Annotated in this window: 20 protein-coding genes and 1 riboswitch; of the genes, 14 read left to right on the top strand and 6 right to left on the bottom strand. The window is 43.6% G+C overall.

Features of this window, described 5'->3' with window-relative positions:
- The first annotated feature begins 29 nt into the window (after window positions 1-29).
- The 4 genes from ACQRBN_RS00805 (at window position 30) to ACQRBN_RS00790 (ending at window position 3,534) form a co-directional block, all read left to right on the top strand.
- On the top strand, window positions 30-1,328 hold the full coding sequence (locus tag ACQRBN_RS00805) for a Wadjet anti-phage system protein JetD domain-containing protein (RefSeq protein ID WP_427737027.1): 1,299 nt from the start codon (window positions 30-32) through the stop codon (window positions 1,326-1,328).
- Between the two features lie 160 nt (window positions 1,329-1,488).
- On the top strand, window positions 1,489-1,827 hold the full coding sequence (locus ACQRBN_RS00800; RefSeq protein ID WP_427737026.1) for a helix-turn-helix domain-containing protein: 339 nt from the start codon (window positions 1,489-1,491) through the stop codon (window positions 1,825-1,827).
- A 91-nt stretch (window positions 1,828-1,918) separates the two neighbouring features.
- On the top strand, window positions 1,919-2,140 hold the full coding sequence (locus ACQRBN_RS00795) for an aspartate dehydrogenase (protein WP_427737025.1): 222 nt from the start codon (window positions 1,919-1,921) through the stop codon (window positions 2,138-2,140).
- Between the two features lie 89 nt (window positions 2,141-2,229).
- Entirely contained in the window at window positions 2,230-3,534 is a 1,305-nt protein-coding gene (locus ACQRBN_RS00790; protein WP_427737024.1) for an FAD-dependent oxidoreductase, read from the top strand.
- Between the two features lie 74 nt (window positions 3,535-3,608).
- Here ACQRBN_RS00790 and ACQRBN_RS00785 read toward each other — a convergent pair whose 3' ends face one another.
- From ACQRBN_RS00785 to thiS, 5 genes are read right to left on the bottom strand one after another with little or no spacing between them, the layout of a single operon-like run.
- Window positions 3,609-4,226, bottom strand: coding sequence for a thiamine phosphate synthase (locus ACQRBN_RS00785; protein ID WP_427737023.1), 618 nt, complete (start codon window positions 4,224-4,226; stop codon window positions 3,609-3,611).
- A complete protein-coding gene (gene thiH, locus ACQRBN_RS00780; protein ID WP_427737022.1) occupies window positions 4,219-5,448 on the bottom strand; it encodes a 2-iminoacetate synthase ThiH in 1,230 nt (409 codons plus the stop codon). Before thiH ends, ACQRBN_RS00785 begins: the two co-directional genes overlap by 8 nt.
- A gap of 13 nt (window positions 5,449-5,461) precedes the next feature.
- Complete coding sequence (locus tag ACQRBN_RS00775) at window positions 5,462-6,271, bottom strand: thiazole synthase (RefSeq protein WP_427737238.1); 810 nt, start codon at window positions 6,269-6,271, stop codon at window positions 5,462-5,464.
- Between the two features lie 59 nt (window positions 6,272-6,330).
- On the bottom strand, window positions 6,331-6,969 hold the full coding sequence (gene thiF, locus ACQRBN_RS00770; RefSeq protein WP_427737021.1) for a sulfur carrier protein ThiS adenylyltransferase ThiF: 639 nt from the start codon (window positions 6,967-6,969) through the stop codon (window positions 6,331-6,333).
- Window positions 6,970-7,029: 60 nt separating this feature from the next.
- Window positions 7,030-7,227, bottom strand: coding sequence for a sulfur carrier protein ThiS (gene thiS / locus ACQRBN_RS00765; protein ID WP_427737020.1), 198 nt, complete (start codon window positions 7,225-7,227; stop codon window positions 7,030-7,032).
- A 248-nt stretch (window positions 7,228-7,475) separates the two neighbouring features.
- Window positions 7,476-7,583, bottom strand: a riboswitch (TPP riboswitch).
- Window positions 7,584-8,814: 1,231 nt separating this feature from the next.
- Between thiS and ACQRBN_RS00760 the strand changes: the two genes are divergently transcribed.
- The 5 genes from ACQRBN_RS00760 (at window position 8,815) to ACQRBN_RS00740 (ending at window position 13,675) form a co-directional block, all read left to right on the top strand.
- Window positions 8,815-10,527, top strand: a complete 1,713-nt coding sequence (locus ACQRBN_RS00760; protein ID WP_427737019.1) for a Na/Pi cotransporter family protein — start codon at window positions 8,815-8,817, stop codon at window positions 10,525-10,527.
- A gap of 399 nt (window positions 10,528-10,926) precedes the next feature.
- Window positions 10,927-11,958 (top strand): methionine ABC transporter ATP-binding protein, encoded by a 1,032-nt coding sequence (locus ACQRBN_RS00755; protein ID WP_427737018.1) that lies wholly within the window; start codon window positions 10,927-10,929, stop codon window positions 11,956-11,958.
- Window positions 11,951-12,610 carry a methionine ABC transporter permease gene (locus tag ACQRBN_RS00750; RefSeq protein ID WP_427737017.1) on the top strand — a complete coding sequence of 220 codons (660 nt, stop codon included), beginning with the start codon at window positions 11,951-11,953 and terminating at the stop codon, window positions 12,608-12,610. Before ACQRBN_RS00755 ends, ACQRBN_RS00750 begins: the two co-directional genes overlap by 8 nt.
- 25 nt (window positions 12,611-12,635) lie before the next feature.
- Complete coding sequence (locus ACQRBN_RS00745) at window positions 12,636-13,496, top strand: MetQ/NlpA family ABC transporter substrate-binding protein (protein WP_427737016.1); 861 nt, start codon at window positions 12,636-12,638, stop codon at window positions 13,494-13,496.
- 44 nt (window positions 13,497-13,540) lie between these two features.
- A complete protein-coding gene (locus ACQRBN_RS00740; RefSeq protein WP_427737014.1) occupies window positions 13,541-13,675 on the top strand; it encodes a hypothetical protein in 135 nt (44 codons plus the stop codon).
- A 183-nt stretch (window positions 13,676-13,858) separates the two neighbouring features.
- Here ACQRBN_RS00740 and carB read toward each other — a convergent pair whose 3' ends face one another.
- Window positions 13,859-17,083, bottom strand: a complete 3,225-nt coding sequence (gene carB, locus ACQRBN_RS00735) for a carbamoyl-phosphate synthase large subunit (protein ID WP_427737013.1) — start codon at window positions 17,081-17,083, stop codon at window positions 13,859-13,861.
- 269 nt (window positions 17,084-17,352) lie between these two features.
- On the opposite strand from carB, the gene ACQRBN_RS00730 reads away from it, so the two are divergent.
- The 5 genes from ACQRBN_RS00730 to ACQRBN_RS00710 all read left to right on the top strand — a co-directional run bounded on the left by ACQRBN_RS00730 (window position 17,353) and on the right by ACQRBN_RS00710 (window position 23,364).
- Window positions 17,353-18,000 carry a TetR/AcrR family transcriptional regulator gene (locus ACQRBN_RS00730; protein WP_427737012.1) on the top strand — a complete coding sequence of 216 codons (648 nt, stop codon included), beginning with the start codon at window positions 17,353-17,355 and terminating at the stop codon, window positions 17,998-18,000.
- Between the two features lie 58 nt (window positions 18,001-18,058).
- Window positions 18,059-19,018: an alpha/beta fold hydrolase gene (locus ACQRBN_RS00725; protein WP_427737011.1), complete on the top strand. Its 960-nt coding sequence runs from the start codon at window positions 18,059-18,061 to the stop codon at window positions 19,016-19,018.
- Window positions 19,019-19,275: 257 nt separating this feature from the next.
- Window positions 19,276-19,725 carry a GtrA family protein gene (locus ACQRBN_RS00720; RefSeq protein ID WP_427737010.1) on the top strand — a complete coding sequence of 150 codons (450 nt, stop codon included), beginning with the start codon at window positions 19,276-19,278 and terminating at the stop codon, window positions 19,723-19,725.
- On the top strand, window positions 19,725-20,699 hold the full coding sequence (locus ACQRBN_RS00715; RefSeq protein ID WP_427737237.1) for a glycosyltransferase family 2 protein: 975 nt from the start codon (window positions 19,725-19,727) through the stop codon (window positions 20,697-20,699). Before ACQRBN_RS00720 ends, ACQRBN_RS00715 begins: the two co-directional genes overlap by 1 nt.
- Entirely contained in the window at window positions 20,680-23,364 is a 2,685-nt protein-coding gene (locus ACQRBN_RS00710) for a YfhO family protein (RefSeq protein ID WP_427737009.1), read from the top strand. The genes ACQRBN_RS00715 and ACQRBN_RS00710 overlap by 20 nt, the downstream gene beginning before the upstream one ends.
- Window positions 23,365-23,379 lie beyond the last annotated feature (15 nt).

Raw genomic sequence — 23,379 nt, 5'->3', positions numbered from 1 at the left:
GATAATGTATTTTGCAGAGGAGTATGATAATGGCACAGTATGAAAAGAGAATTTTGAATGCGCTTCTGGATACTTATGAGAACAGTCTCTTATCAGAAGGTAAGAATAAAGTTACAGTGCATATTGCATTTCTATTTACGAAGAGAAATATCCCGGAATATTTCAACGAAAGTTCCATGGAATATGAGGAAATTCATACTTGTATTAAGGAATTGGAGGAAAGAGGATATCTGTCGATTGTCTGGAAACGGGGAAAAGAAAATCATATTGTGCAGAAAGTACTCTTGAATACGAATTGCGTAGATTCCGTATATCAGCATTTGCAGAGGATGCCAAAGTCAGAGAATGTAAGAAAAAATTTACGTATGTTGAAGCGGTTAGGAGAACAGTATCGATCTCCGGTTGTTGCAGCGTTGATTCGATACCTTATCAGACGGTTGGAAGAGAATAAGTCTGTGAAAGAATATATAGAATTATCAGAGTGTGAAAAGACGAGGCGTCTGATTCAAACGGTTGCGTCAATCGAAGAGAATGAAGAGGAGTGTTATGTTCGGGAATTTTCTATTCGGCATTTTGGAGATTCGAAAGTGTTCGAGGATATGCTGGGGATTGTCGGGAAGGTTATGCGGCGGTTTGGCAGCGGATATGAGGAGATGGATACTCATGCTATATTAGCGGAGTATTCTATCTATCATACGCCGAATTATGTGTATCTGAAAGGGGAAGGCATCTTATATCTTGAGAGGGAAGAAGAGAATCTGACAGTTGCTGGGGAAGATGACAGGATGTTGTTGAATTTTGGAAAGAAAGGTGCGATTCAGGAGAATCGGATTGATCTGGGAATGATGCAGCAGGGAATCGGATTGTCCGGGGAGGATATGAGATTTGTAAGAATCGATAATAAGGCAGATATCAAACGAGTGATTACCATTGAGAATCTGACGACGTTTTTCCGTTGGTCAGAAGCAGACAGTCTTATTATATATCTTGGTGGATATCATAACTCGTTGAGAAGAGAACTGTTAAAGATGATTTATGTACAGATGCCACAAGCAGAATACTTGCATTTTGGAGATATTGATGTGGGAGGATTCGAGATATTGGATGATCTCCGGGAAAAGACAGGAATTGATTTTCAACCTTATCATATGGGAATTCATGAACTGGAAATATATGAGAAATATGTAAAGAAGTTAACAGTGAATGATAAGAAGAGATTAAAACAACTTATAGAAAAGAAGAAGGAAACATCCTGCGAATTCATAGATGTTCTGCAATATATGGAAGAACATGAGATAAAATTGGAACAGGAGTGTATATCTGTATAAGTTCTTTTTCTGTCAACCAGTTTGTAACTGGATGCATATGACGGGAGTTTTTGATATTCTATTATATATTAGAATATGTAATTGATTGGATTATGTGGAGAAATTACGGAGGAACAAAAGTAATTACGAACAATTAACAGTAGGGATAGGTGATGAGAGAATGCAGTATCCGATAATCAGTGTAGAGCAGACGGGACAGAAGATAAAGGAAGCCTGTGAAGAGGCGGGGATTGGTGCAAGAGATATCCGGGAATATATGAATTTCGCGTCAACGCAATCGGTGTATGACTGGTTTAGAGGGAAGAACTTACCTTCTCTGGATAACTTTTATGCTCTGGCGAGGCTGTTGGGAATACCGATGGAGTCATTGATTGTAGATGCGGATTCTCCGACAGACGGGACGAGAAGAGCGACACGCTGTGAGTGTACGATTTCAAAGGTCAAGAAAGATGACCGAGTTCTGTCGTTTTATGGAGAGGCGTTGGAACGAACTGCATAATAATGGATAGCGGTGAGCATAGTAAGCGAGTGATACCGGAATGCACTTTATGAGTTATTTTAGAGAAGAGTTCTTTGGAGGAAGGAGAAAGATGCTACATCCATTTAAGAAAAAGGAGACAATTAGAAAAGAGTATGACAAAGAGAATCAGAAGCCGGTCATCCGGTGCAGCATTTGTACAGGTGAACAGGTTGCAGGATTCAAAGATATCCATACTGGAAAATTCCAGGATATCATGCTGATTCGGAATGCAAAGGATCTGGAGGAATTCAAGAGGATGTACGGTGTAGATGAACTGGAAAAAGAATATTAAGAGATGGCTGGAAAGATGCATAATTTCCCAATGCCTGCGAGAAAATAGGAGAAGATATATTTTCAGATGGAAGTCTGAAGGAGGTATATATGGATTCTATTTGGACGAAAAGTGTTGAACTTCCCCATTTTCAAGCATTAGAGGGTGATGCGCAGACGGATGTGTTAATTATCGGCGGAGGCATGGCTGGTATTCTGTGCGCATATTTTCTGGAGAAAAGTGGAGTTGATTACATTCTTGCGGAAAGAAAGACGATATGTTCAGGAATTACAAAGAATACGACGGCTAAGATTACCGCACAGCATGGATTGATATATGATAAGTTGCTAAAAAGCATAGGACTTGAGAAAGCAAAGTTGTATCTGGAGGCGAATCAAAAAGCATTACAGAACTATGCGGAACTATGTAAGACTATACAGTGTGATTTTGAAAGAAAAACAGCGTATGTCTACTCAGTAGATGACAGAAAAAAACTGGAAGACGAAGCAAGGGCATTAGAAAGGATTGGCTTACAGACGAATATAGAAGAGGCGAATAAATTGCCTATGCATACAGCTGGAGCAATTGGCTTCGAGAAACAGGCGCAATTCAATCCATTGAAATTCATATCCCGTATAGCATCCGATTTGAATATATATGAGAATACATTTGTGCAAGAATTAAAGGAAGATACGGCAATAACTGATAAAGGAAGTATTACTTTCAAAAAATTGATATTTGCAACTCATTTTCCAATTGATAATAAGCATGGTATGTATTTCTTGAAAATGTATCAGCATCGATCATATGTAATGGCATTGGAGAATGCGCCACAGGTGGAGGGGATGTATATTGATGAGGCAGTAGGAGGCATGTCCTTTCGGAATTATAAGAATTTTCTGCTGATAGGTGGCGGTAGCCATAAGACTGGAAAAGAGGGCGGTAATTGGAATGAATTAAGGAATTTTGCGAGGCTCTATTATCCGAATAGAGAGGAAAAATATTACTGGGCAACGCAGGATTGTATGACTTTGGATGGGATTCCTTATATTGGTCAGTATTCCAGGAACATGCCACGATACCATGTGGCAACCGGATTCAATAAATGGGGGATGACTTCATCTATGGTGGCAGCAATGATTCTAGGTGATCTGATATTAGAAAAAGAGAATCCATATACAACAGTTTTTAACCCATCAAGAAGCATGATAAAGCCGCAGTTGTTTATAAATGGAGGCACAGCAATAGCCAATCTTTTGACTTTTACTGAGAAGAGATGTCCTCATCTTGGCTGTGCCTTAAAATGGAATAAGGATGAGCACTCATGGGATTGTCCATGCCATGGCTCGAGATTCGATGGAAGCGGCAGGCTGCTCGATAATCCAGCTAATGGTGATTTGATTGACAAAGTCTAGAGTGCTGCATGAGGTCTGCTTTCTAGGCAGGAACTGTGTATAAGATTCTCTTTAAACTGTAAACAGACAGGTTCTTATAAGTTCATCATTCCGGACATGATACATCCACCTTCGGCGCCACATTCTCTAACTTCTGCAATCTGTTTCTCACTGATCTTAATTCCGCCTATGGCGTAAACGGGGATATTCACTCTCTGGCATACCTGACGGAGGAATTCAGTTCCTCGTGGTGGCAGTCCTTTTTTGCAATCTGTAGCATAGATATGACCCGCTGTGAGATAGGTAGCACCAAGTTCCTGTGCCTCTAGTGCATCTTCAACAGAATGCACAGAGGTGCCGATTGCGGAGAATGTATAAAGTTGATCTGCTTTTGTATTCTTATAATCCTTAAGCAGAGGAAGCGGGAGATGGATGGCATCGCATTCCAGTTGTATTGCGGTTTCTACATAAGTATGCAGGATGCATGGCACCTGATATTCCTTGCAGATGTCTGTTATCTGGCGTGCAAGGAGTGTATAGTTTTTTTCTGTGAGATCCTTTTCCCGAAGAATAACTGCTCTAGGGTGCAGACTGCATACCCGCGCTATCTGCTCCGGCAGTGGGCGGGAGCAGAGATGGCGGTTGCTGACAGCGATTATATGATCGTAAGTGGATGTTTCTTTGGTATTGTATTTCGCCTTAGTGTTAGACATATACATAATCATTCATGACCGGCTGAAGATCATGTTCCAGCAAAGCGTTATAAACTTCGTCTACAGAGCGCCCATCGGAGATCTCGAACTGGTCATCTCCTTTCTCTTCAATATCGTCGACGTGACCACCGATTCCAGTGCTGACACCGGCGGATATTTTGGTGGCAGCGATATTAACCAAATTATCGCGTACTCGAGCACATTCCCGGGTAGAGATGGTGATGCTGGCAAATGGCATGAACAAGCGGTAAGCACAGACAACCTGCAATAACTGAGGTTCGTGTACATCCATCGGATTAATCCGGTCATTATTAATAATTGGACGAAGTCTCGGACAGGAGAAGGCAATTTCGGCATGGGGATATTTCCGCTGTAGAAGATAAGCGTGGTATCCCGTGGCGAATGCATCTTTGCGGAAATCATCCAGCCCCAGCAGGGCGGCGAATCCGACTCCGCGCATACCACCTTTTAGAGCACGTTCCTGTGCATTCAGCCGGTATGGGAAGATGCGCTTATGTCCGGCAAGATGAAGTGTTTCGTATTTATCAGAATTATAGGTCTCCTGGAATACAGTCACATAGTCGGCACCACATTCATGGAGATAAGCGTATTCATCTGAGTTCATCGGATAGACCTCCAAGCCGATTACTTTGAAGAATTTGCGGGCGATTTTGCAGGCTTCTCCTATGTATTTTACATCGGATTTCTTACGGCTCTCTCCGGTAAGAATCAGAATTTCTTGAAGCCCGGTCTTGGAGATTGCAGCCATCTCTTTTTCAATCTCCTCTGGATTCAGTTGGGCACGGCTAATCTTGTTATGGCAATTGAAGCCGCAATAGATACAGTAGTTCTCGCAGTAATTGGCAATGTAGATTGGCGTGAACATATAGATGCTGTTGCCGAAATGCTTTCGTGTCTCCTGGCGTGCAGTCTGTGCAATCTCTTCCAAAAGTGGAAGAGCAGCAGGGGATAGAAGCGCTTTGAAATCTTCCGGAGTGCGGCTTTCGTGTGCTAAAGCGCGGTGGACGTCTGCTTCTGTATATTGGGTATAATCATAGGATTCCATAGCATGAATTACCTGGTCCATAATATCGGATTCCAGTACCTCCATGCCTGGAAGATAGGTCATATGGTCAATGCGGTTTTTCTTTTGGTCTTCTAATATTTCCTTGCTGAGGATGCTTTCATTGATGTGTGCATTTTTCGTATGTGTATGTTCCATATGCGGTCACTCCTTAATCCTGTAAAAATCCTGTCAGTGGAGAGGAGGCGCTTGCGCCCTTCTCAATCGTTCTTCCGAGCCCAGACAGATATGCGCTTCGTCCAGCCTCGATTGCTTTCTTAAATGCTTCTGCCATTGCAGGTATATCTCCAGCGGTAGCAATCGCAGTATTAGCCATAACTGCTGATGCACCCATTTCCATTGCCTCACATGCCTGTGACGGACGTCCGATTCCGGCATCTACGATGATTGGAAGATCAATCTCATCAATTAGGATCTGAATGAAGTCTTTGGTGCAAAGTCCCTTATTAGAGCCGATAGGAGAACCAAGAGGCATCACACATGCGGCGCCGGCGTTCGCCAGATCTCTGGCGGCGTTCAAGTCCGGGTACATGTAAGGCATGACAACGAATCCTTCTTTGGCAAGGATCTCAGTTGCCTTTATGGTTTCGTAGTTATCCGGCAGTAAGTATTTGGAATCGTGGATAACTTCTATCTTCACAAAATTACCGCAGCCAACTTCACGGGAAAGCCTGGCGATACGGACTGCTTCTTCGGCATTGCGTGCGCCGGAGGTATTAGGAAGCAGTGTAACGTTATCCGGGATATAATCTAAGATGTTGGCAAGTCCGCCTTCGTTGGCACGGCGGAGCGCCAGGGTAATAATCTGGGCTTCGGCTTTCTCGATACAGGCTTTTACAAGATCCAGAGAGAATTTGCCGGAACCGAGGATGAAGCGGGATGTGAATTCATGTCCGCCAAGAATAAATGTGTCTTTATTCTGACCCTCTTTTTGAATTTGTTTTTGAGTTTGTTTTTGCATTTGGCTCATAATATGTCCTTCTTTCTTTTTGTTATAAGTTATAAGTTACAACCTGGCAATCAAGGTTCTTCTTCTCCAAGAATCAGCCGTGTAATCATATTTGCTTGATGGGAAGCGCAGATGGCAACCCGTGGTGCCATAAGCCCTCTTCCGTAGGTGGATTCTGTTGTCTCGTCACCACAGAGATAGAAATTGCGAGTGATACGTCGGGTATGTATGGAATTGCTGCTCTCGTATCCAGCCATCCCGGAAGCAGCCACCAACCGCTTATCGGGGAAATGTTCCAATATGCCATTTACAAGTATTGCTTTTGCTTCCGGATGATCGAAGGCTTCGCAGATGATAGCATCATTCTGGAATAATTCCTGAAGGTTGTCTTGCGTTACCTGGATGCAGTCTGTTCGGATGTCCAGGTAAGGATTGATCTTAAGAAGCAGGGATTTTAGTGCATCTGTTTTGTACATGCCGACGTGTTCCATAAAGTATTGCTGGCGGTTGAGGTTTGTAAGATCTACCACATCAAAATCAATCAGATGCAGATGTCCGACTCCAATCCGGGCGAGCGCGTATGCGATATTGGAACCAAGGCCGCCCAGTCCTGCAACGGCAACATTTCCCTGAGAGAGAAGTGCTTGTGTCTCGGGAGAGTGACGTTCATTTAAAGCATTGTAGATCTGTTCTTTGGTAAAAGAATTCAATTAAGTTGCCTCCAATCTGCTATTATATAGTCGGGGTCGTTGTGTCTTATATACTGTAATCTAGCCGCCTCCTACGAAACTTACTACTTCCAGTTTGTCTCCATCCTTTAGAATAACGGATGTATACTGGGATTTGGGAAGGATAGCACCGTTCATCTCAACTGCGATACGATTGATCTGGTATTGGTGCTGCCTAAGATATTCAGCTACGGTAATGGGCTGATTAAGTATTACATCCTGTCCGTTTACAGTAATCATTGTGCACCTCCTTTTTTAGAGATGCAGATGAGTAGCCAAAGCATTCGAAGGGAATTGACGGTGGCAAATTCTGTAGGTGTATATGCATAATTCCAACAAAAAAGAGTTCACAAAGTAATACACCCGTGGTGGTGCACCCCTTCATGAACTCGCGCTCACTCTCAACATCTCTATATGTATTTGTTCAATGTAAATCCTGATTAGAAAAAAAGAGAGACGCCAAAGCATCTCCCGCATTCTCATGTCTATATTCGTTGAGTATACGTTTCCTACGTTGGCATTATCCAAATCAGGTATGTGGGTCGAAGTTGTCAACTTCCTCTCAGCCTATGCGATAAGCTCCCCAGTTGTATTTACAATTTACAGTATAAAAGGGGTGGGGGGATTTGTCAATGGGAATTTAGGGAGAAAAGTGAGTGTAGGAAGTGTACGGTGCAAGGGCAGGGAAGTCGTGGGCTGCAATCGGATCATTTCGCTAAGACCTCGTAACAGAAAAAGATACCGTCCGTTCTAACCGGGCATATTCGCTGTAAGCCCTTGATGGCCTTACGACTCAGATGCCCTCGAAACCAGGACTTGTGGTCCTGGTTTCGCACGAACTGACGGTATCTTTTTCTGCAACGAGGTCTAGGGCTTATGATACGGCCACAGCCCACAACTTCCCTGCCCTTGCACCTGACATCCCCGTGTACTCGGGATTTTCTCTAGTGGGGGATTCCGGCGGAGATGCGTGTGGAACGTTTTGGATAGATAACAGAGTGTGTACGTGGAGAAGCACTTTATGGAAGATAACAGAGTGGGTGGGTAAAGAGAGCAGTATGTAATTTGGGTTCAGGCTATGCATGCTTGCATACTTTGCTCAAAAAGGATTGTTCTACGGTATGCAATGATGAAAAATTATATGTAAAGCATATTCCCTGCACTAATTTATGTCTTAATCACAAAACTCCTGTTTACTTCATAATACATATACATTCCAGTCAACACAATTCCAATATATAAAGCGATCACTCGCCCAGTTCTCCCTCACATCCGTTCCATTTCCAATCTGTTATTTAGCCAACACCGTGCCCCACGCACCCCCCCCAGTCAGGAATCCTCACAGTTCATGAAGAGTCACACATAAGAATGTCAGGCAGAGAGGGGCAGTATGGCAGTTCATGTCCGTAGAAGAGCCGTACAATCCGTTGGTAAAAAAGAGGTCTGAAATCAGGATAATTCTGTGCCACAAGCACAGAATTCAAGAATGTCTGAGTCGGAAAAATCTTTCAGATTTTCTCCGACGATTACATTCGATTCCTGATTCCAGACCTCTTTTGAACCTACGAATTGTAGGCGATTGGAGTCGGATATGAACTGCCATACTGTCCCTCTCTGCCGTACATCTTAAGACCTATTCTTCACGAACAAACTTCCCACTTTACATATACTTTCCAAAAACCAGATACAAACTTCACATTTTACATAGATTTTACAATGAGAGTACCGTTGAATTTACATAAATACGCTACATTAATACCATGGCTGCAGGCGACTGCCGTGTCTGTGGCCAAAGGTGCGATACTTATAATAATTGAGGAGAGGGATATGAACGGTACATTAGAGATAGCATTTGGATTATTAGGTGGTCTGGCTGTGTTCATCTTTGGGATGAATATGATGAGTGAATGTCTTCAGAAAGCAGCCGGAGAGAGGATGAAGAGTATTCTTGCGCTGCTAACGAAGAATCCCATTATGGGAGTGTTAGCGGGTGCGTTGACAACTGCCGTGCTGCAGAGCAGCAGTGCGACAACTGTAATGACGATTGGATTCGTAAGCGCGGGGCTTATGAATCTTCCGCAGGCAATATCCATCATACTGGGAGCGAATATTGGTACTACGATGACAGCGCAGATTATTGCGTTTAAACTGAGTGACTACATATATGCGATTATTTTCGTGGGCTTTATTATCTCGTTTATTTCGAAATCCCAGAAGGCTAAGAACATCGGGCAGACAATCTTTGCGTTTGGTTTGTTGTTCTTGGGAATTGAGACTATGGGAAATGTGATGGAGCCTTTGGCATCCAGCCCGGTATTCACGGATATGATTGCAAAAGTGGCGGACATTCCGATACTGGGAGTTGCTGTCGGTACACTGATGACGCTAGTGGTACAGAGCAGTAGTGCGACGATTGCGGTGCTCCAAAACTTTGCCACGCAGCCAGGACCTGATGGAGTAACCAGCATTCTGGGACTTACAGGAGCGATCCCGATTCTGCTTGGTGATAATATCGGTACGACGATTACAGCTCTGCTGGCGAGTGTCGGACAATCGAAGGATGCAAAACGTACGGCAGTTGCACACTGTACCTTTAACATATCAGGATGTCTGCTTTTCATCTGGTTCGTGAATCCATTTGCCCGTTTCATCCAGTGGATATCGCCGAAGGGACCGGAGGTAGAGGTGATCTCCAGACAGATTGCCAACGCTCATACAACCTTCAATGTTGTGATGACGCTTTTGTGGATTCCGATGATCTGGCTCATGGTGAAGAGTGTCATGCGCATTATCCCGGAAGGTAAGCAGGCAGCAACGAACCCTGCAGATGCATTCTATCTGGATGAGAAATTAATCAGTCAGCCTGCGGCAGCCCTGCAGCTTGTTGCAGGAGAAGTAATCCGGTGCAGCAGAATTGTAGATGAGATGCTTCAGAACCTTGTGAAGGCAGTTAAGAAGGAAGACCGGGAAGTAATTCGTGAGATTCTGAAAGAAGCGGAGTTTGTCCGAAGCCTGGATGGAAAGATAACGGATTATCTGACGGATCTGTTCGCTGCCGGAGTGCTTACAGAGGAACAGGCAACGCAGACGGCAGGGATGATGTATGTTCTGGGCGATATTGACCGTATCGGAGCATTGTGTGCAGAGGTGTCGAATTCTATACAAGATAAGATTGAGAAGAAATATAAATATTCCAAAGATGCCATGAAAGATCTGGAGAAGAGCCTGAATATCATTGAAAATATGTACGCAGAAGCCCTACAGGTAATGATGACTGGCGATCTTGAGAATGCGAAGAAGATCCTTAAGAAGAAAGAGAAGGTCATGGCTTTGGATATCAGCATGAAGAAAGCGCATATGAACCGCGTCGGAAAGGGTAAATGCGAGGCAAGCCTTACCGTACCGTTTAATGAGATTCTGCGGAATATTGACCGTATGGGAGGCAGCTGTGTGAATATTGCAGATGCCGCTCTGGGGCAAGTGAAATTAGATTATTTTGGTCATATTGGAGAAAAAGTCTTGACAACTTCTGCGAATTAGTTTAAGATACAGAACATATTTAGAGATTACGGCAAGAAAGGAGATCAGATATGAAGACGTTTAATCATCAGAATACGAATCAGAATATGATGATGATGGTAGGCTGTGTAAACATGTGCATGATGTGCATGATGAACATGGCTTATTTGCGTATGCGTCGAATTATCTGATTTTAACATATACTATTTTTGAATCGTGTAAGATAGAGTATGAGGAACAGGTACGACGTGTACTTGTTCTTTTTTTGTTGGCTTTTATCGGAAGAGAACGATTGGTGGCAGAGTCTGAGGGCATGAAGGAAAGTTCTATTATACAAAAATATACCCGATATGTCGGAATCTCAGATAGAATATTGAATTCAAAATAAGTAAAGTGCAATGCAGAGAAAGGGGAAGGAATATGGCACAGATTGAAGTAAGACATCTTTCAAAATCATTTACTTCAAAGGATGTAAAAGTTGATGCCCTGCAAGATATCAATCTTGAGATTGAACAAGGTGATATCTATGGAATCATCGGAATGTCCGGAGCAGGCAAGAGTACGCTGGTACGATGTTTGAACTACCTGGAGAAGCCGACGGTCGGAGAAGTGTGGATCGAAGGCAAGGAACTTGGAGGCATGAAAGAGAAGGAATTGTTGAAGCAGAGGAAAGACATTGCAATGATCTTCCAGCATTTTAATCTGCTGATGCAGAAGAATGTAGTGGACAATGTGTGTTTCCCACTATTGATCCAGGGAGTTAAGAAAAAAGAGGCGCGCAAGAGAGCCAAGGAACTTCTGGAGATTGTAGGTCTAGAGGAAAAGGAATTGGCATATCCGGCACAACTGTCAGGTGGTCAGAAACAAAGAGTTGCTATTGCAAGAGCGCTGGCATCTGATCCGAGAATCCTGCTGTGTGACGAGGCGACCAGCGCCTTAGATCCACAGACGACTGCAGCGATCCTGGATCTGCTTGGAGATATTAACAGACAGTTTGGAATTACGATTGTGATTATTACGCATCAGATGTCCGTAATCCGTAAGATCTGCAATCAAGTGGCGATTATGTCACAAGGACAGATTAGAGAGCATGGATCAGTAGAAGACATTTTCAGCCATCCGAAGACGAAAGAAGCAAGAGAGTTAATCCTTCGTGATATTGATGGAGAGAGAGTCTCAAATGAGTCCGCATTAAAAGATCAGTTGATGGAAGATAAGAAAATCCGAATTGTATTCTCGGAAAATTCTGCATTCGAGCCGGTGATTGCGAATATGGTCCTTAAGATGGGAACTGCGGTGAATATCTTAAAGGCTGACACGAAGAATGTGGGTGGAATCGCTAAGGGAGAGATGATCCTGGGATTGCCTGCAGATAAGAAGATTCAAAAAGAGATTGAAGATTACATATTGGAAAGAGGACTGGAGATTGAGGAGGTGACAGGAGATGTTTAGTAGTGAAGTAATCGAGATGCTGATTATAGGAATTGGTGAGACAATGTATATGACGCTGGCATCGACGTTGTTCGGTTATGTATTCGGGCTTCCAATGGGAATTCTGCTTGCCATAAGTGATAAGGATGGCATCAAGCCGAACACATTCCTGTATAAACTGTTGGATGTAATTGCAAATATCGTGCGAAGTGTTCCGTTCTTGATTCTGCTTATCGTACTGATTCCATTTACCCGGGCGATCGTGGGCAAGAGTTATGGATCTACGGCAACCATCATTCCCCTTGTGGTGGCAGCAATTCCGTTTATCGCCCGCATGGTGGAGTCATCGCTTAGAGAAGTGGATGCCGGGGTGATTGAAGCCGCAAGATCTATGGGCGCATCCACATTTACAATTGTGGTCAAGGTGCTTCTGGTAGAAGCCAGAACTTCTCTGATCGTAGGTGTGACCATTGCTCTTGGTACGATTCTTGGATACTCAGCGATGGCAGGAACCGTCGGTGGAGGCGGGCTTGGAGATATCGCGATCCGTTATGGGTATTACCGTTATGAAGCCGGAATCATGATAGTTACGGTAGTATTACTGATTGTATTAGTCCAAATATTCCAGACAATTGGCATGAAATTGTCTGTTCATCTAGATAAAAGAAAATAATAACAAAAATAGGAGGAAATGTATTATGAAGAAAAGAGTGTTGACAGTATTTTTGGCAGGTGTATTAGCAATCGGAGTATTGGCAGGATGCGGCTCCAAGGACAAGGGAGAGGATTCTAAGGCAGAATCAGGTATAGATTCCGGATCTGACTCAAAGGTAATTACAGTAGCGGCATCCGCGACACCTCATGCAGAGATTCTGGAGGAAGCCAAAGGTCTATTGGAAAAAGAAGGATATGATCTGGAAGTTACCGTATTTAACGACTATGTTCAGCCAAATGAAGTGGTAGAAAGCGGCGAATTCGATGCAAATTATTTCCAGCATGTACCATATCTTGATAGTTTTAATGAAGAGAAAGGAACACATCTGGTAGATGCAGGAAAGATCCACTATGAGCCATTTGGTATCTATCCGGGAACAAAGAAAAGCCTTGACGAGTTGGAAAGCGGAGATACAATTGCAGTACCGAATGATACAACTAACGAAGCGAGAGCGCTTCTCCTTCTGCAGGACAATGGCGTGATTACATTGAAGGATGGCGCCGGACTGAACGCAACTGTAAATGATATCGAAGAGAATCCAAAGGATATCAAGATTGAAGAGTTAGAGGCAGCGCAGGTATCCAGAGTAGTAGACGAGGTTGCTTTTGTAGTGTTGAATGGTAACTATGCACTGGAGGCTGGATATTCTGTGAAGTCTGACGCGATTGCTTATGAGAAGTCTGATTCTGAGGCAGCGAAGACATATGTGAATATTATTGCTGTAAAAGAGGGAAATGAAGATAATGAAGGAATTCAGGCATTGGTGAAGGTTCTGAAATCCGATGAGATTAAGGAATTCATTGATGAGAAGTATAATGGGGCAGTAATTGCATTTGAAGAGTAGATTTCTTTAGGGAAAGTTTGTTATCGAAAGGGGACGGTGCAAGTGTGAGTTATGGGTGGCTGGCGACCGGAGCCTTTCGCAAGCCACCCATGACTCACGCTTGCACCCGACACATCCGAGAACAGGGACCTTCTCTGGGAGGAATCAGGTGGATGATTCAGGTGTATAGTTTCCTTTAGCGATTTACATATACATTACCGGAAAGACTCCTTCCCTCTTGCATCCTCGATGGAATCTCCCACTGATTATGAAAAGTTCCACCTAAGATTGTCAGGCAGAGAGGAGATGGATGGCGGTCCTGCACCGCCATCCATCTCTTCTCTGCCGTACACCTTACTTCTAACTTTTTAAAATCAATGTTTCTACAAATCCGTTATCTCACTATGCAACTGCTGCAACGACTTCACTTCCCCATTGCCATGCTCTTTCACATATCGGATTCCCTTCGCCGTAGCTCTGGCCGCAGCAATGGTCGTCATATAAGGAATCTTAGCCTTAATCGCAGCCTTACGCAGATAACTATCATCATGCACGCTGTCCTTGCCAACCGGAGAGTTCACGATCAGATCAATCTGTCCATTCGTAATCATATCCAGGATATTCGGACGTCCTTCGTACAGTTTATTCACTCTTGTCGCCTCAATACCAGCCCCATGAATCAATTCATAAGTATTGCCGGTAGCAATGATCTTGAATCCATCATCTGCAAAATGCTGTGCGATCTCCACAACTTCTTCTTTATCCTTGCGGTTTACAGAGATCAGTACAGTTCCGCCAAGCGGCAGTTTGGACTGAGTTGCTTCTTGGGCCTTGTAGAATGCTTCTCCATAGTAAGGAGACAGTCCCAGAACTTCTCCTGTAGAACGCATCTCAGGTCCTAATACCGGGTCTACTTCCTGGAACATATTGAATGGGAAGACTGCTTCCTTCACGCCATAATATGGAATGTGCTGTTCCTTTAATTCTGCAACCGGTGATGGACGTCCGGTCAGTTCGGAAGTAATGATATCGGTTGCCAGAGGCACCATGCGGATGTTGCATACCTTAGATACCAAAGGTACGGTACGGGATGCACGTGGGTTCGCCTCCAGAACGTATACTTTGCCCTTTTCGATTGCGTACTGCATGTTCATCAATCCTTTGACATGCATTTCTTCCGCAATCTTTCTTGTGTATTCCTTGATCGTATTCACTTTCTCTTCGGAAATGTGTACAGATGGGATGATGCATGCGGAGTCACCGGAGTGTACGCCGGCTAACTCGATGTGTTCCATAACTGCCGGAACGAATGCATGGTTTCCGTCGCTGATTGCGTCTGCTTCACATTCTAAAGCGTGATTCAGGAAGCGGTCGATCAGGATCGGACGATCCGGGGTTACGCCTACGGCAGCCTTCATATAGCCTACCATGCTTTCATCGTCATATACGACTTCCATGCCGCGTCCGCCAAGAACGTAAGATGGGCGCACCATAACCGGATAGCCGATTTCTTTTGCGATAGCAAGTGCTTCTTCTACGGTAGTAGCCATTCCGGACTCCGGCATAGGAATCTCTAATTTATCCATCATTGCACGGAACAGGTCACGGTCTTCTGCGAGATCAATGACAGAAGGTGATGTTCCAAGAATCTTAACACCGTTCTTCTCCAGTTCAGAAGCCAGGTTAAGAGGAGTCTGTCCGCCAAACTGAGCGATCACACCGACTGGCTGTTCTTTCTTGTATATGCTAAGTACATCTTCCAGAGTCAGCGGCTCGAAATACAGCTTGTCAGAAGTATCGTAGTCGGTAGAAACGGTCTCAGGGTTACAGTTTACGATAATCGTCTCAAAGCCAAGTTTCTTAAGAGCAAGTGATGCGTGAACACAACAGTAGTCAAATTCAATACCTTGTCCGATACGGTTTGGACCGCCGCCAAGAATCATGATCTTCGGCTTGTCTGTATTTACAGGATTCTTATCTTCTGCATTGTAGGTAGAGTAATAATAAGCGCTGTCAGGAGTACCGCTTACGTGAACACCTTCCCATGCTTCCGTGGCGCCAAGTTCAATACGGCGGTTGCGGATATCATCTTCTGGTACGTTAAGAATCTGGCTTAAGTATTTGTCAGAGAAGCCGTTCTTCTTAGCAGAGATGAGCATTTCATCTGATGGGAGAGATCCTTTATTGGCAGCGAGTGCTTCTTCTTCCTCTACCAATTCCTTCATCTGCTCGATAAAGTAAGTCTTAACTTTGGTAAGATCGAAGATCTCTTCAACAGTAGCACCTTTGCGGAGCGCCTCATACATAATGAAGTGGCGGTCACTGGATGGTGTGATCAGCATCTGAAGCAACTGTTCTTTGGTCTTGCTGTTGTAATCTTTCGCATAACCAAGTCCATAGCGTCCTGTCTCAAGGCTTCGGATGGCTTTCTGGAATGCTTCTTTGTAAGTCTTGCCGATACTCATAACTTCGCCTACGGCACGCATCTGGGTTCCAAGTTTATCCTCTACGCCTTTGAATTTCTCGAATGCCCAGCGAGCGAACTTGATTACTACATAATCTCCGTCCGGAACATATTTATCCAAAGTGCCGTATTTGCCGCAAGGGATATCCTTTAACGTCAATCCGGATGCCAGCATAGCGGATACCAGGGCAATCGGGAAACCAGTAGCCTTGGAAGCAAGTGCAGAAGAACGGGAAGTTCTTGGATTGATTTCGATAACGACGATACGGTCTGTCACAGGATCGTGAGCGAACTGTACGTTGGTTCCGCCGATTACTTCTACAGACTCTACAATCTTATAAGCCTGTCTCTGTAATTCCTTCTGGCATTCTTCTGATATGGTAAGCATAGGTGCGGAACAGAAGGAATCCCCTGTGTGAACACCCAATGGATCAATATTCTCGATAAAGCATACGGTAATCATGTTGTTATCGGCATCACGGACAACTTCCAGTTCCAGTTCTTCCCAGCCAAGAATGGATTCCTCGACCAGAACCTGTCCTACAAGACTTGCCTGAAGTCCTCTTGCACATACCGTCTTTAACTCTTCTTTATTATATACAAGTCCGCCGCCGGCACCGCCCATGGTGTAAGCCGGACGCAGGACAACCGGATATCCCAGATCGTCAGCGATTGCAAGTGCTTCTTCTACACTATAGGCAACTTCACTTCGTGCCATCTCAATACCAAGTGCGTTCATAGATTTCTTGAACTCAATACGGTCCTCGCCGCGTTCGATGGCATCTACCTGTACTCCGATAACTTTTACATTATATTTGTCAAGGATTCCTTCTTTCGCAAGTTCGGCACACAGATTCAATCCTGACTGACCTCCAAGGTTCGGCAGAAGTGCATCTGGTCTTTCCTTGGCAATAATCTGTTCCAGTCTCTCTACATTCAGTGGCTCGATGTAGGTTACATCTGCCATCTCCGGATCAGTCATGATGGTCGCCGGGTTGGAGTTCACCAGTACAATCTCATAACCAAGATTACGCAGTGCCTTGCAGGCCTGTGTTCCAGAGTAGTCAAATTCGCAAGCCTGACCAATGATGATTGGTCCGGAGCCGATAATGAGTACTTTGTGAATATCTGTTCTTTTTGACATTTGTATCCTCCTAATATACGACATACTTATAAATTTCCTTTTACTATTATATAGGAGAATTGAGAAAAAGAAAAATGAAAATTTATAAAAAAATGAATCAAGTAAAAATGATTAAATAGAAAAAGAAGTAAAAGAAAAATATTGTGCAATATTTATATTTATGATAGTATTACTATCATAAATTGGACAGAAAAATATAATCACAAAGGATAAATCTATCACTGTAACCAGTCAACAGGTTCATAAAGAAATAAGATGGAGAGACCAATATGGAAACAATGGGGATAAAAGAACGAAAAGCATATCACATCATTAAGACATCACTGGAGTTATTCTGCCGGCAGGGAATTGAGGACACGAAAGTAGAAGATGTGGCAAAGGCGGCGAAAGTAGGCCCGGCTACCATATACCGCTATTATGAGACGAAAGCAGAACTGACGATCCAATGTGCGATCTGGTATTGGAAAGAGATGGCGAATCGGTATCTGCCACTGATCCAGAGCGAGAGATACATGAAACTGGATGGAAGAGGCAAGGTGAATTGTATTCTGGATATATTCGTAAGAATGTACAGGGATGAGACGGCATTCTTGCGATTCTTGCATGAGTTCGATGTCTATGTGCAGAAAGAAGGAATCAGTACTAAGCGCTTGGAAGAATATGAAAGGAATATTCTGGATCTGAAGGTATATGTGACGGATGCTATGGAAGAGGGGATTCGGGATGGAACCTTATATAATCCTTATACTATGGATGAATTATATTTTACTTTAACACATACGCTTTTAAGCCTAATGCAGAAATTAGCTTCTCTTGGACGGATTGTGAATTCTGATGATATGGTGGCGAATGTGCGGCAGGTGGAGATTGCAAAGGAATTATTATTACAGGGAATTACACGGAGGGATGAAAGATGAAGAAACTGACAATGGGAAAGATTTGTTCCGACATTGAGGTCGGACAGGAGGAATAGAGATGGAATTGATCCGAACAGAGGGATATGAAGATAGAATGAATAGGGTGGTGATGCCGTATCTTGATAAATATAAGGAATGCGGATATTTCGACCCTGACGGGAGGGGAGATATCTACTATGAGAAGTATTGCCGGGAGTCACCCAAAGGAGTTATGCTGATTGCTCACGGCTTTACGGAATCTGCTCAGAAATATGTAGAGATGATCTATTATTTCCTCCAAGGGGGATATCAGGTATATATTATGGATATGCGGGGACATGGACGTTCTGTAAGAGAGGGCGAGGATCTGTCTATGGTACATATTGGTCGATATGAACATTATGTGGCAGATCTGGAATACCTTGCGGATGAGATTGCAAGAAAGGAGAATCCTGGACTTCCGTTATATCTCTATGGACATTCTATGGGAGGAGGGGTAAGTGCGGTACTCCTTGAGAAACGCCCGGAATTGTTCAATAAATCAATCTTAAGTTCACCTATGTTAAAGCCGAAAACAGGAAATATGCCGTTTGTTATAGTATATGTGGCTGCAGTTGTGCAGGTATGGCTTGGAAAAGGTAAGACGTATGTGGCAGGTCACCATGCATTCCGAGAGGATGAGACTTTCCCAGACAGTGCGGCCGTGTCCAGGGAAAGATATGAATATTATTATCAGCGGCGGCTGAAGGAATCGCTATTTCAGACCAGTGGGGCTTCCTATGGGTGGCTTCGGGAGGCGATACGACTGTCGAAGCATGTGCGAAGAAGAACAAATCGCCGTAAGATTCGTGCAAGTATTCTGTTGTTCCAGGCACAGAGGGATGACTATGTGGATAACAAGGCACAGAGACAATTTGCGCGTAACATAAGGGATGTAAGACTCATTCTGGTCAAGGGAGCGAAGCATGAGATCTATATGAGTGATGACGAGACGATGCGAAAATACATAAAGAAAATATTTAAATTCTTAGAAATGTAAATTATATAGTAAAAGATGTTGAGTTGAAAAAGTGCTTTGAAGAGAGAAGATGATCTCTTCAAGGCACTTTTTCGGTTCGAAAGAATAAATCACAGTTTTGAGATTGTTCTTCACTGTGACTGGTCTGTGATTATTGTGTTATATAATAATAAAAAGAAAGGGAAATATATGATTCTTCTTAAGAAATCTTAAGGTTTATTTGTAGAAGTTCTTAAGAAACTAAGAGTAGGATGATATGCAAGGAGGAAAACTGATAGATGAAGGTACGGGCAAGACAACTGAGATTATCTTTGCAAAAGATTTCTGCAACTGAGATGGTACGGTATCTGTTTTACGGTGGATGTACCACGGCTGTGAATCTGGCAGTATTCGCGTTATTGCGATATAAGACAGGATGGAATGTGCGAATTGCGAATCTGGTATCCATTCTCATAGCAATTGTGTTTGCATTTGTCGTAAATAAATGGCGTGTGTTTCGTTCTGTTTGGGATGGCTGGAAGCAAAGCCTGGTGGAACTGGGGCAATTCGGGGGCATGAGAGGGCTGTCGATGCTTTTGGAAATTGTGGGGACAGATGTCTTAATAGAATATATGCATATTTCAGATTTTAACAGCAAATTGGTGATGCAGTTCATCGTAATAGCGGTGAATTATATTATTAGTAAATTCTTTGTTTTTCGAAACAGAAAGTCAGGAGGTACGGCATGATGAATAAGATGACGGTAATTGTACCATGTTTTAATGAGGAAGAGGCTCTTCCTGTGTATTATAGGGAGATGCGTAAGGTTATGGAGCGAATGGAGGAACTGCAGAAGGTAGAGATAGAACTGCTCTTTGTAGATGACGGCTCTACGGACCGGACGCTTTCTATTATGAAGGAATTGAACCTAAGAGATTCGCGGTGTCAATATCTGTCTTTTTCCAGGAATTTTGGAAAAGAGGCGGCAATCTATGCCGGAATCAGCAATGCTTCCGGTGATTATGTGGCGTTAATGGATGTGGACCTTCAGGACCCGCCGGAACTTCTGCCGGAAATGTATCGGATATTGCAGGAGGAAGACTATGACAGCGTTGCGACGAAGCGCTCTACCAGAACCGGAGAACCGAAGATTCGTTCTTTTCTGTCGGAGAGTTTCTATAAATTCATTAACAAGATATCTAAGACGGAGATCGTGAATGGTGCCAGAGATTATAGGCTGATGCGTCGCAAGATGGTGGATGCGGTGCTTGAGATGAGTGAATACAACCGTTTCTCGAAAGGCATCTTCGAGTGGGTGGGATTTCGGACCAAGTGGCTGGAGTTCGAGAATGTGGAGCGATCTGCAGGGGAGACGAAATGGTCGGTTCGTAAGTTATTCATGTATTCGCTGGAGGGAATCACTGGATTTTCCGTTGCACCGCTTTCACTGGCATCTGTCGTGGGAGTTGTATTCTGTATGCTTTCTTTTGTTATGATTATGGTGATTATAGTGCGTACACTTGTATGGGGAGACCCGGTATCCGGGTGGCCGTCCCTTGCGTGTATTATTTTCATGGTTAGCGGGATTCAATTATTCTGTACAGGAATCGTAGGGGAATATCTGTCGAAGACATATCTGGAGACAAAGCATAGACCCATATTTATTCTGAAAGATTCCAGCGATGAGGTAAAGGAGAGGCATCATGAAGTGGTTAGAGCATAAATTCAATAAGGAGCATCAGGTTTCTGGAAGATGGAAGGGGAGTATAAGGGGACGGCAATTGGATCTTGTGCTCCCTTATCTTGTACTGGGGATATTGACATTGTTCTTTTGCTGGCTCTTTTGCTGGCGGTACGGGATCTTCGGAGCCAAAGTGGACTGGATCAGCCAGCACAGTGTAATTCCGGATTATTTCCGGCAGCAGTTCTATGAGACTGGGGATTTATTTCCAGAATATGCGGCGAATCTTGGCGGCGGACAGAACATCTATCATTTCTCTTATTATGGATTATATAATCCCGTGATTCTTCTATCCTATAATCTCCCATTTGTGAAAATGGGAGATTATATTATGGTGTCCGGGATTCTCTGCCTGATGGCGGCGGTGATGCTTTTGTATCACTGGCTTATGAAAAGAGGATTCTCCGAAAAGATCAGTTTTATTGCGGCATTTATGTATTTGCTGTCGGGACCGATGATTTTTCATTCTTATAATCAGATTATGTTTGTTAATTATATGCCTTTTTTGTGCATGGCTTTTCTGGGAGTGGATCGTTTTTTCGAAAAACGAAGAGCGGGCTTATATGCAGGAAGTGTATTTCTGATGATTATGACCAGTTTCTATTTCAGTATCGGGGGGATGCTGGCACTTGTATTATATGGAATGCATCGGTATCTTCAGATACAGGAGGTGAAGGGAGATAAAGTAACGTTTCAGAAGTTCCTGATAGAAGGTATCCGATTCCTCGTGCCGATGATAACGGCGGTGTTGATGAGTGGCGTGTTGCTTGTGCCAACGGCAATTGCACTGATGGCAAGAAGCCATCCTGATGGAAGCGGAGAAGTGAATCTGGGAGCGGGGATTCTCTCTGCGTTAAAATCATTACTGATTCCCGATACGCAGATCCTGCGCTTCGTCTACTCGCCCTATGGAATCGGACTTACCACGCTGGCAATTGCAGTTCTTATCACTGGATTGGCATATCGGAAGAACTATGAGCGGGTTCTTTCCTATGGATGTATCATGATACTGACTGTGCCGGTATTCGCATATTTATTGAATGGGGGATTGTATATCCGTGACAAGGCGATGATCCCTATGCTGCCGCTGATTTGTTATCTGTGTGCGTATTATTGGCAGAAACAGGAGAGGCGGGAACTTTCTTTTGCTGTAAGTGGAATTCCTTTTCTCCTGGTACTTGTAATCCTATACTTGGGGAAGGAACAGGTCGATTATACGAGGTATTGGAAGATCATTATGGCTGATGCGGTCATAATGCTGTTTTGTCTTCTGATTTTCTGGCGAAAAAGGGATATACTGCTGCTGGCAGTGCCGCCGATTGTATTCTTGACTGTATTCGGCAATGTATTCCATGTGAGCGCAGATAAGATGGAAAGCAGGGAATTCTATCAGGAGGTAACGGATCAGGAACTAAGAGAGGCGATTGGAGAGATTCTGGAAGATGAGGACGGCTTCTATCGGATGGAGCAGGGCGGATCAGATACTGAGAATGCTGCGAATCTGAACCGGGTCTGGAACATGTGGCAGTATGTCTCTTCTATGTATTCTTCGGCTTATAATGCGGATTATATGGCGTTTAGGCAGGAAATATTCGGACTTGATATGCCTTATCGGAATTATCTGATGCAGTCGGTATCCAAGAATCCAATATGGCAGAGATTCATGGGAGTAAAATATATCCTGTCAAAAGAGGAAGAGCCGGGATATGAATTATACCGGACGATTGGGAATGAAAAGGTGTGGCGTAATGAATCTGTCTCGCCTATTGCGTATGCGACAGATCGAGTAATAAGCGAGGAAGTTTATCAGCAGTTGGAGTTCCCTTATAATCAGACGGCGTTGCTATCTTACGCTGTTGCGGGAAATGTCAAGGAAAATGCCAAGGATGATATCAAAAATACAGTGAAGGCGGAATTTAAGAATCCCGAGACTGACAATGAAGAACTGCGGGTTGGGCCAATAAGTGGGGGATACCAGATCCACGCAGAGAAGAAGGAGAAAATCCAGGTAAAAATTCAGGCAAGTACATCTGACGGAACGAATTCTGAAAATATTGCAGATGCATCAGCAGATGAGATATTATTCCTGAGATTCAAGGTAAAGAACCAACAGCCGGGTCGGGATATCGCCATATGGCTGGAGGGAGAACGCAATAAATTGAGTGCCAGAGATCATATCTATTATAATGGAAACACTACTTTTACCTATGCCGTCGTATTGGATTCGAACAGTCAGGAGGCAGAATTGACATTTGGTGCGGGTGACTACGAGATTACTGATATAGAGTGTTGCCTTGAGAAAGAATCCATAGAAAGTGTGGAAGAAAGAAGCAGCGAATTATACCAGTCAGAATTCAGAGTGGACAGGGAAGAAACCAGTGGGAATCGGATTACAGGAAGCGTAGTGGTTAAGAGAGATGGGTATTTTATTACGACGATTCCATATGATGCGAATTATGAGATAAAGATTGATGGAGATAAGGTGGATGCCGAGAAGGTGAATATGGCATTTCTTGGCTGCAAGATAGGAGCAGGAGAGCATACGGTAGAGATCACTTATCATGCACCGGGGATAAATGCTGGAAAAATCATTTCATTTGTGGGAATTCTAATGTTTGTATTGCTAATTATCAAGAGGATTTGGTAAGATAAGAAGCGTAGG

The organism is Bariatricus sp. SGI.154, assembly GCF_050313795.1.
In the GTDB taxonomy this organism is placed as follows: domain Bacteria; phylum Bacillota; class Clostridia; order Lachnospirales; family Lachnospiraceae; genus CAMBRQ01.
Note: the sequence above shows the minus strand (reverse complement) of the source record. Positions and strands in the feature narration are given on the sequence as shown.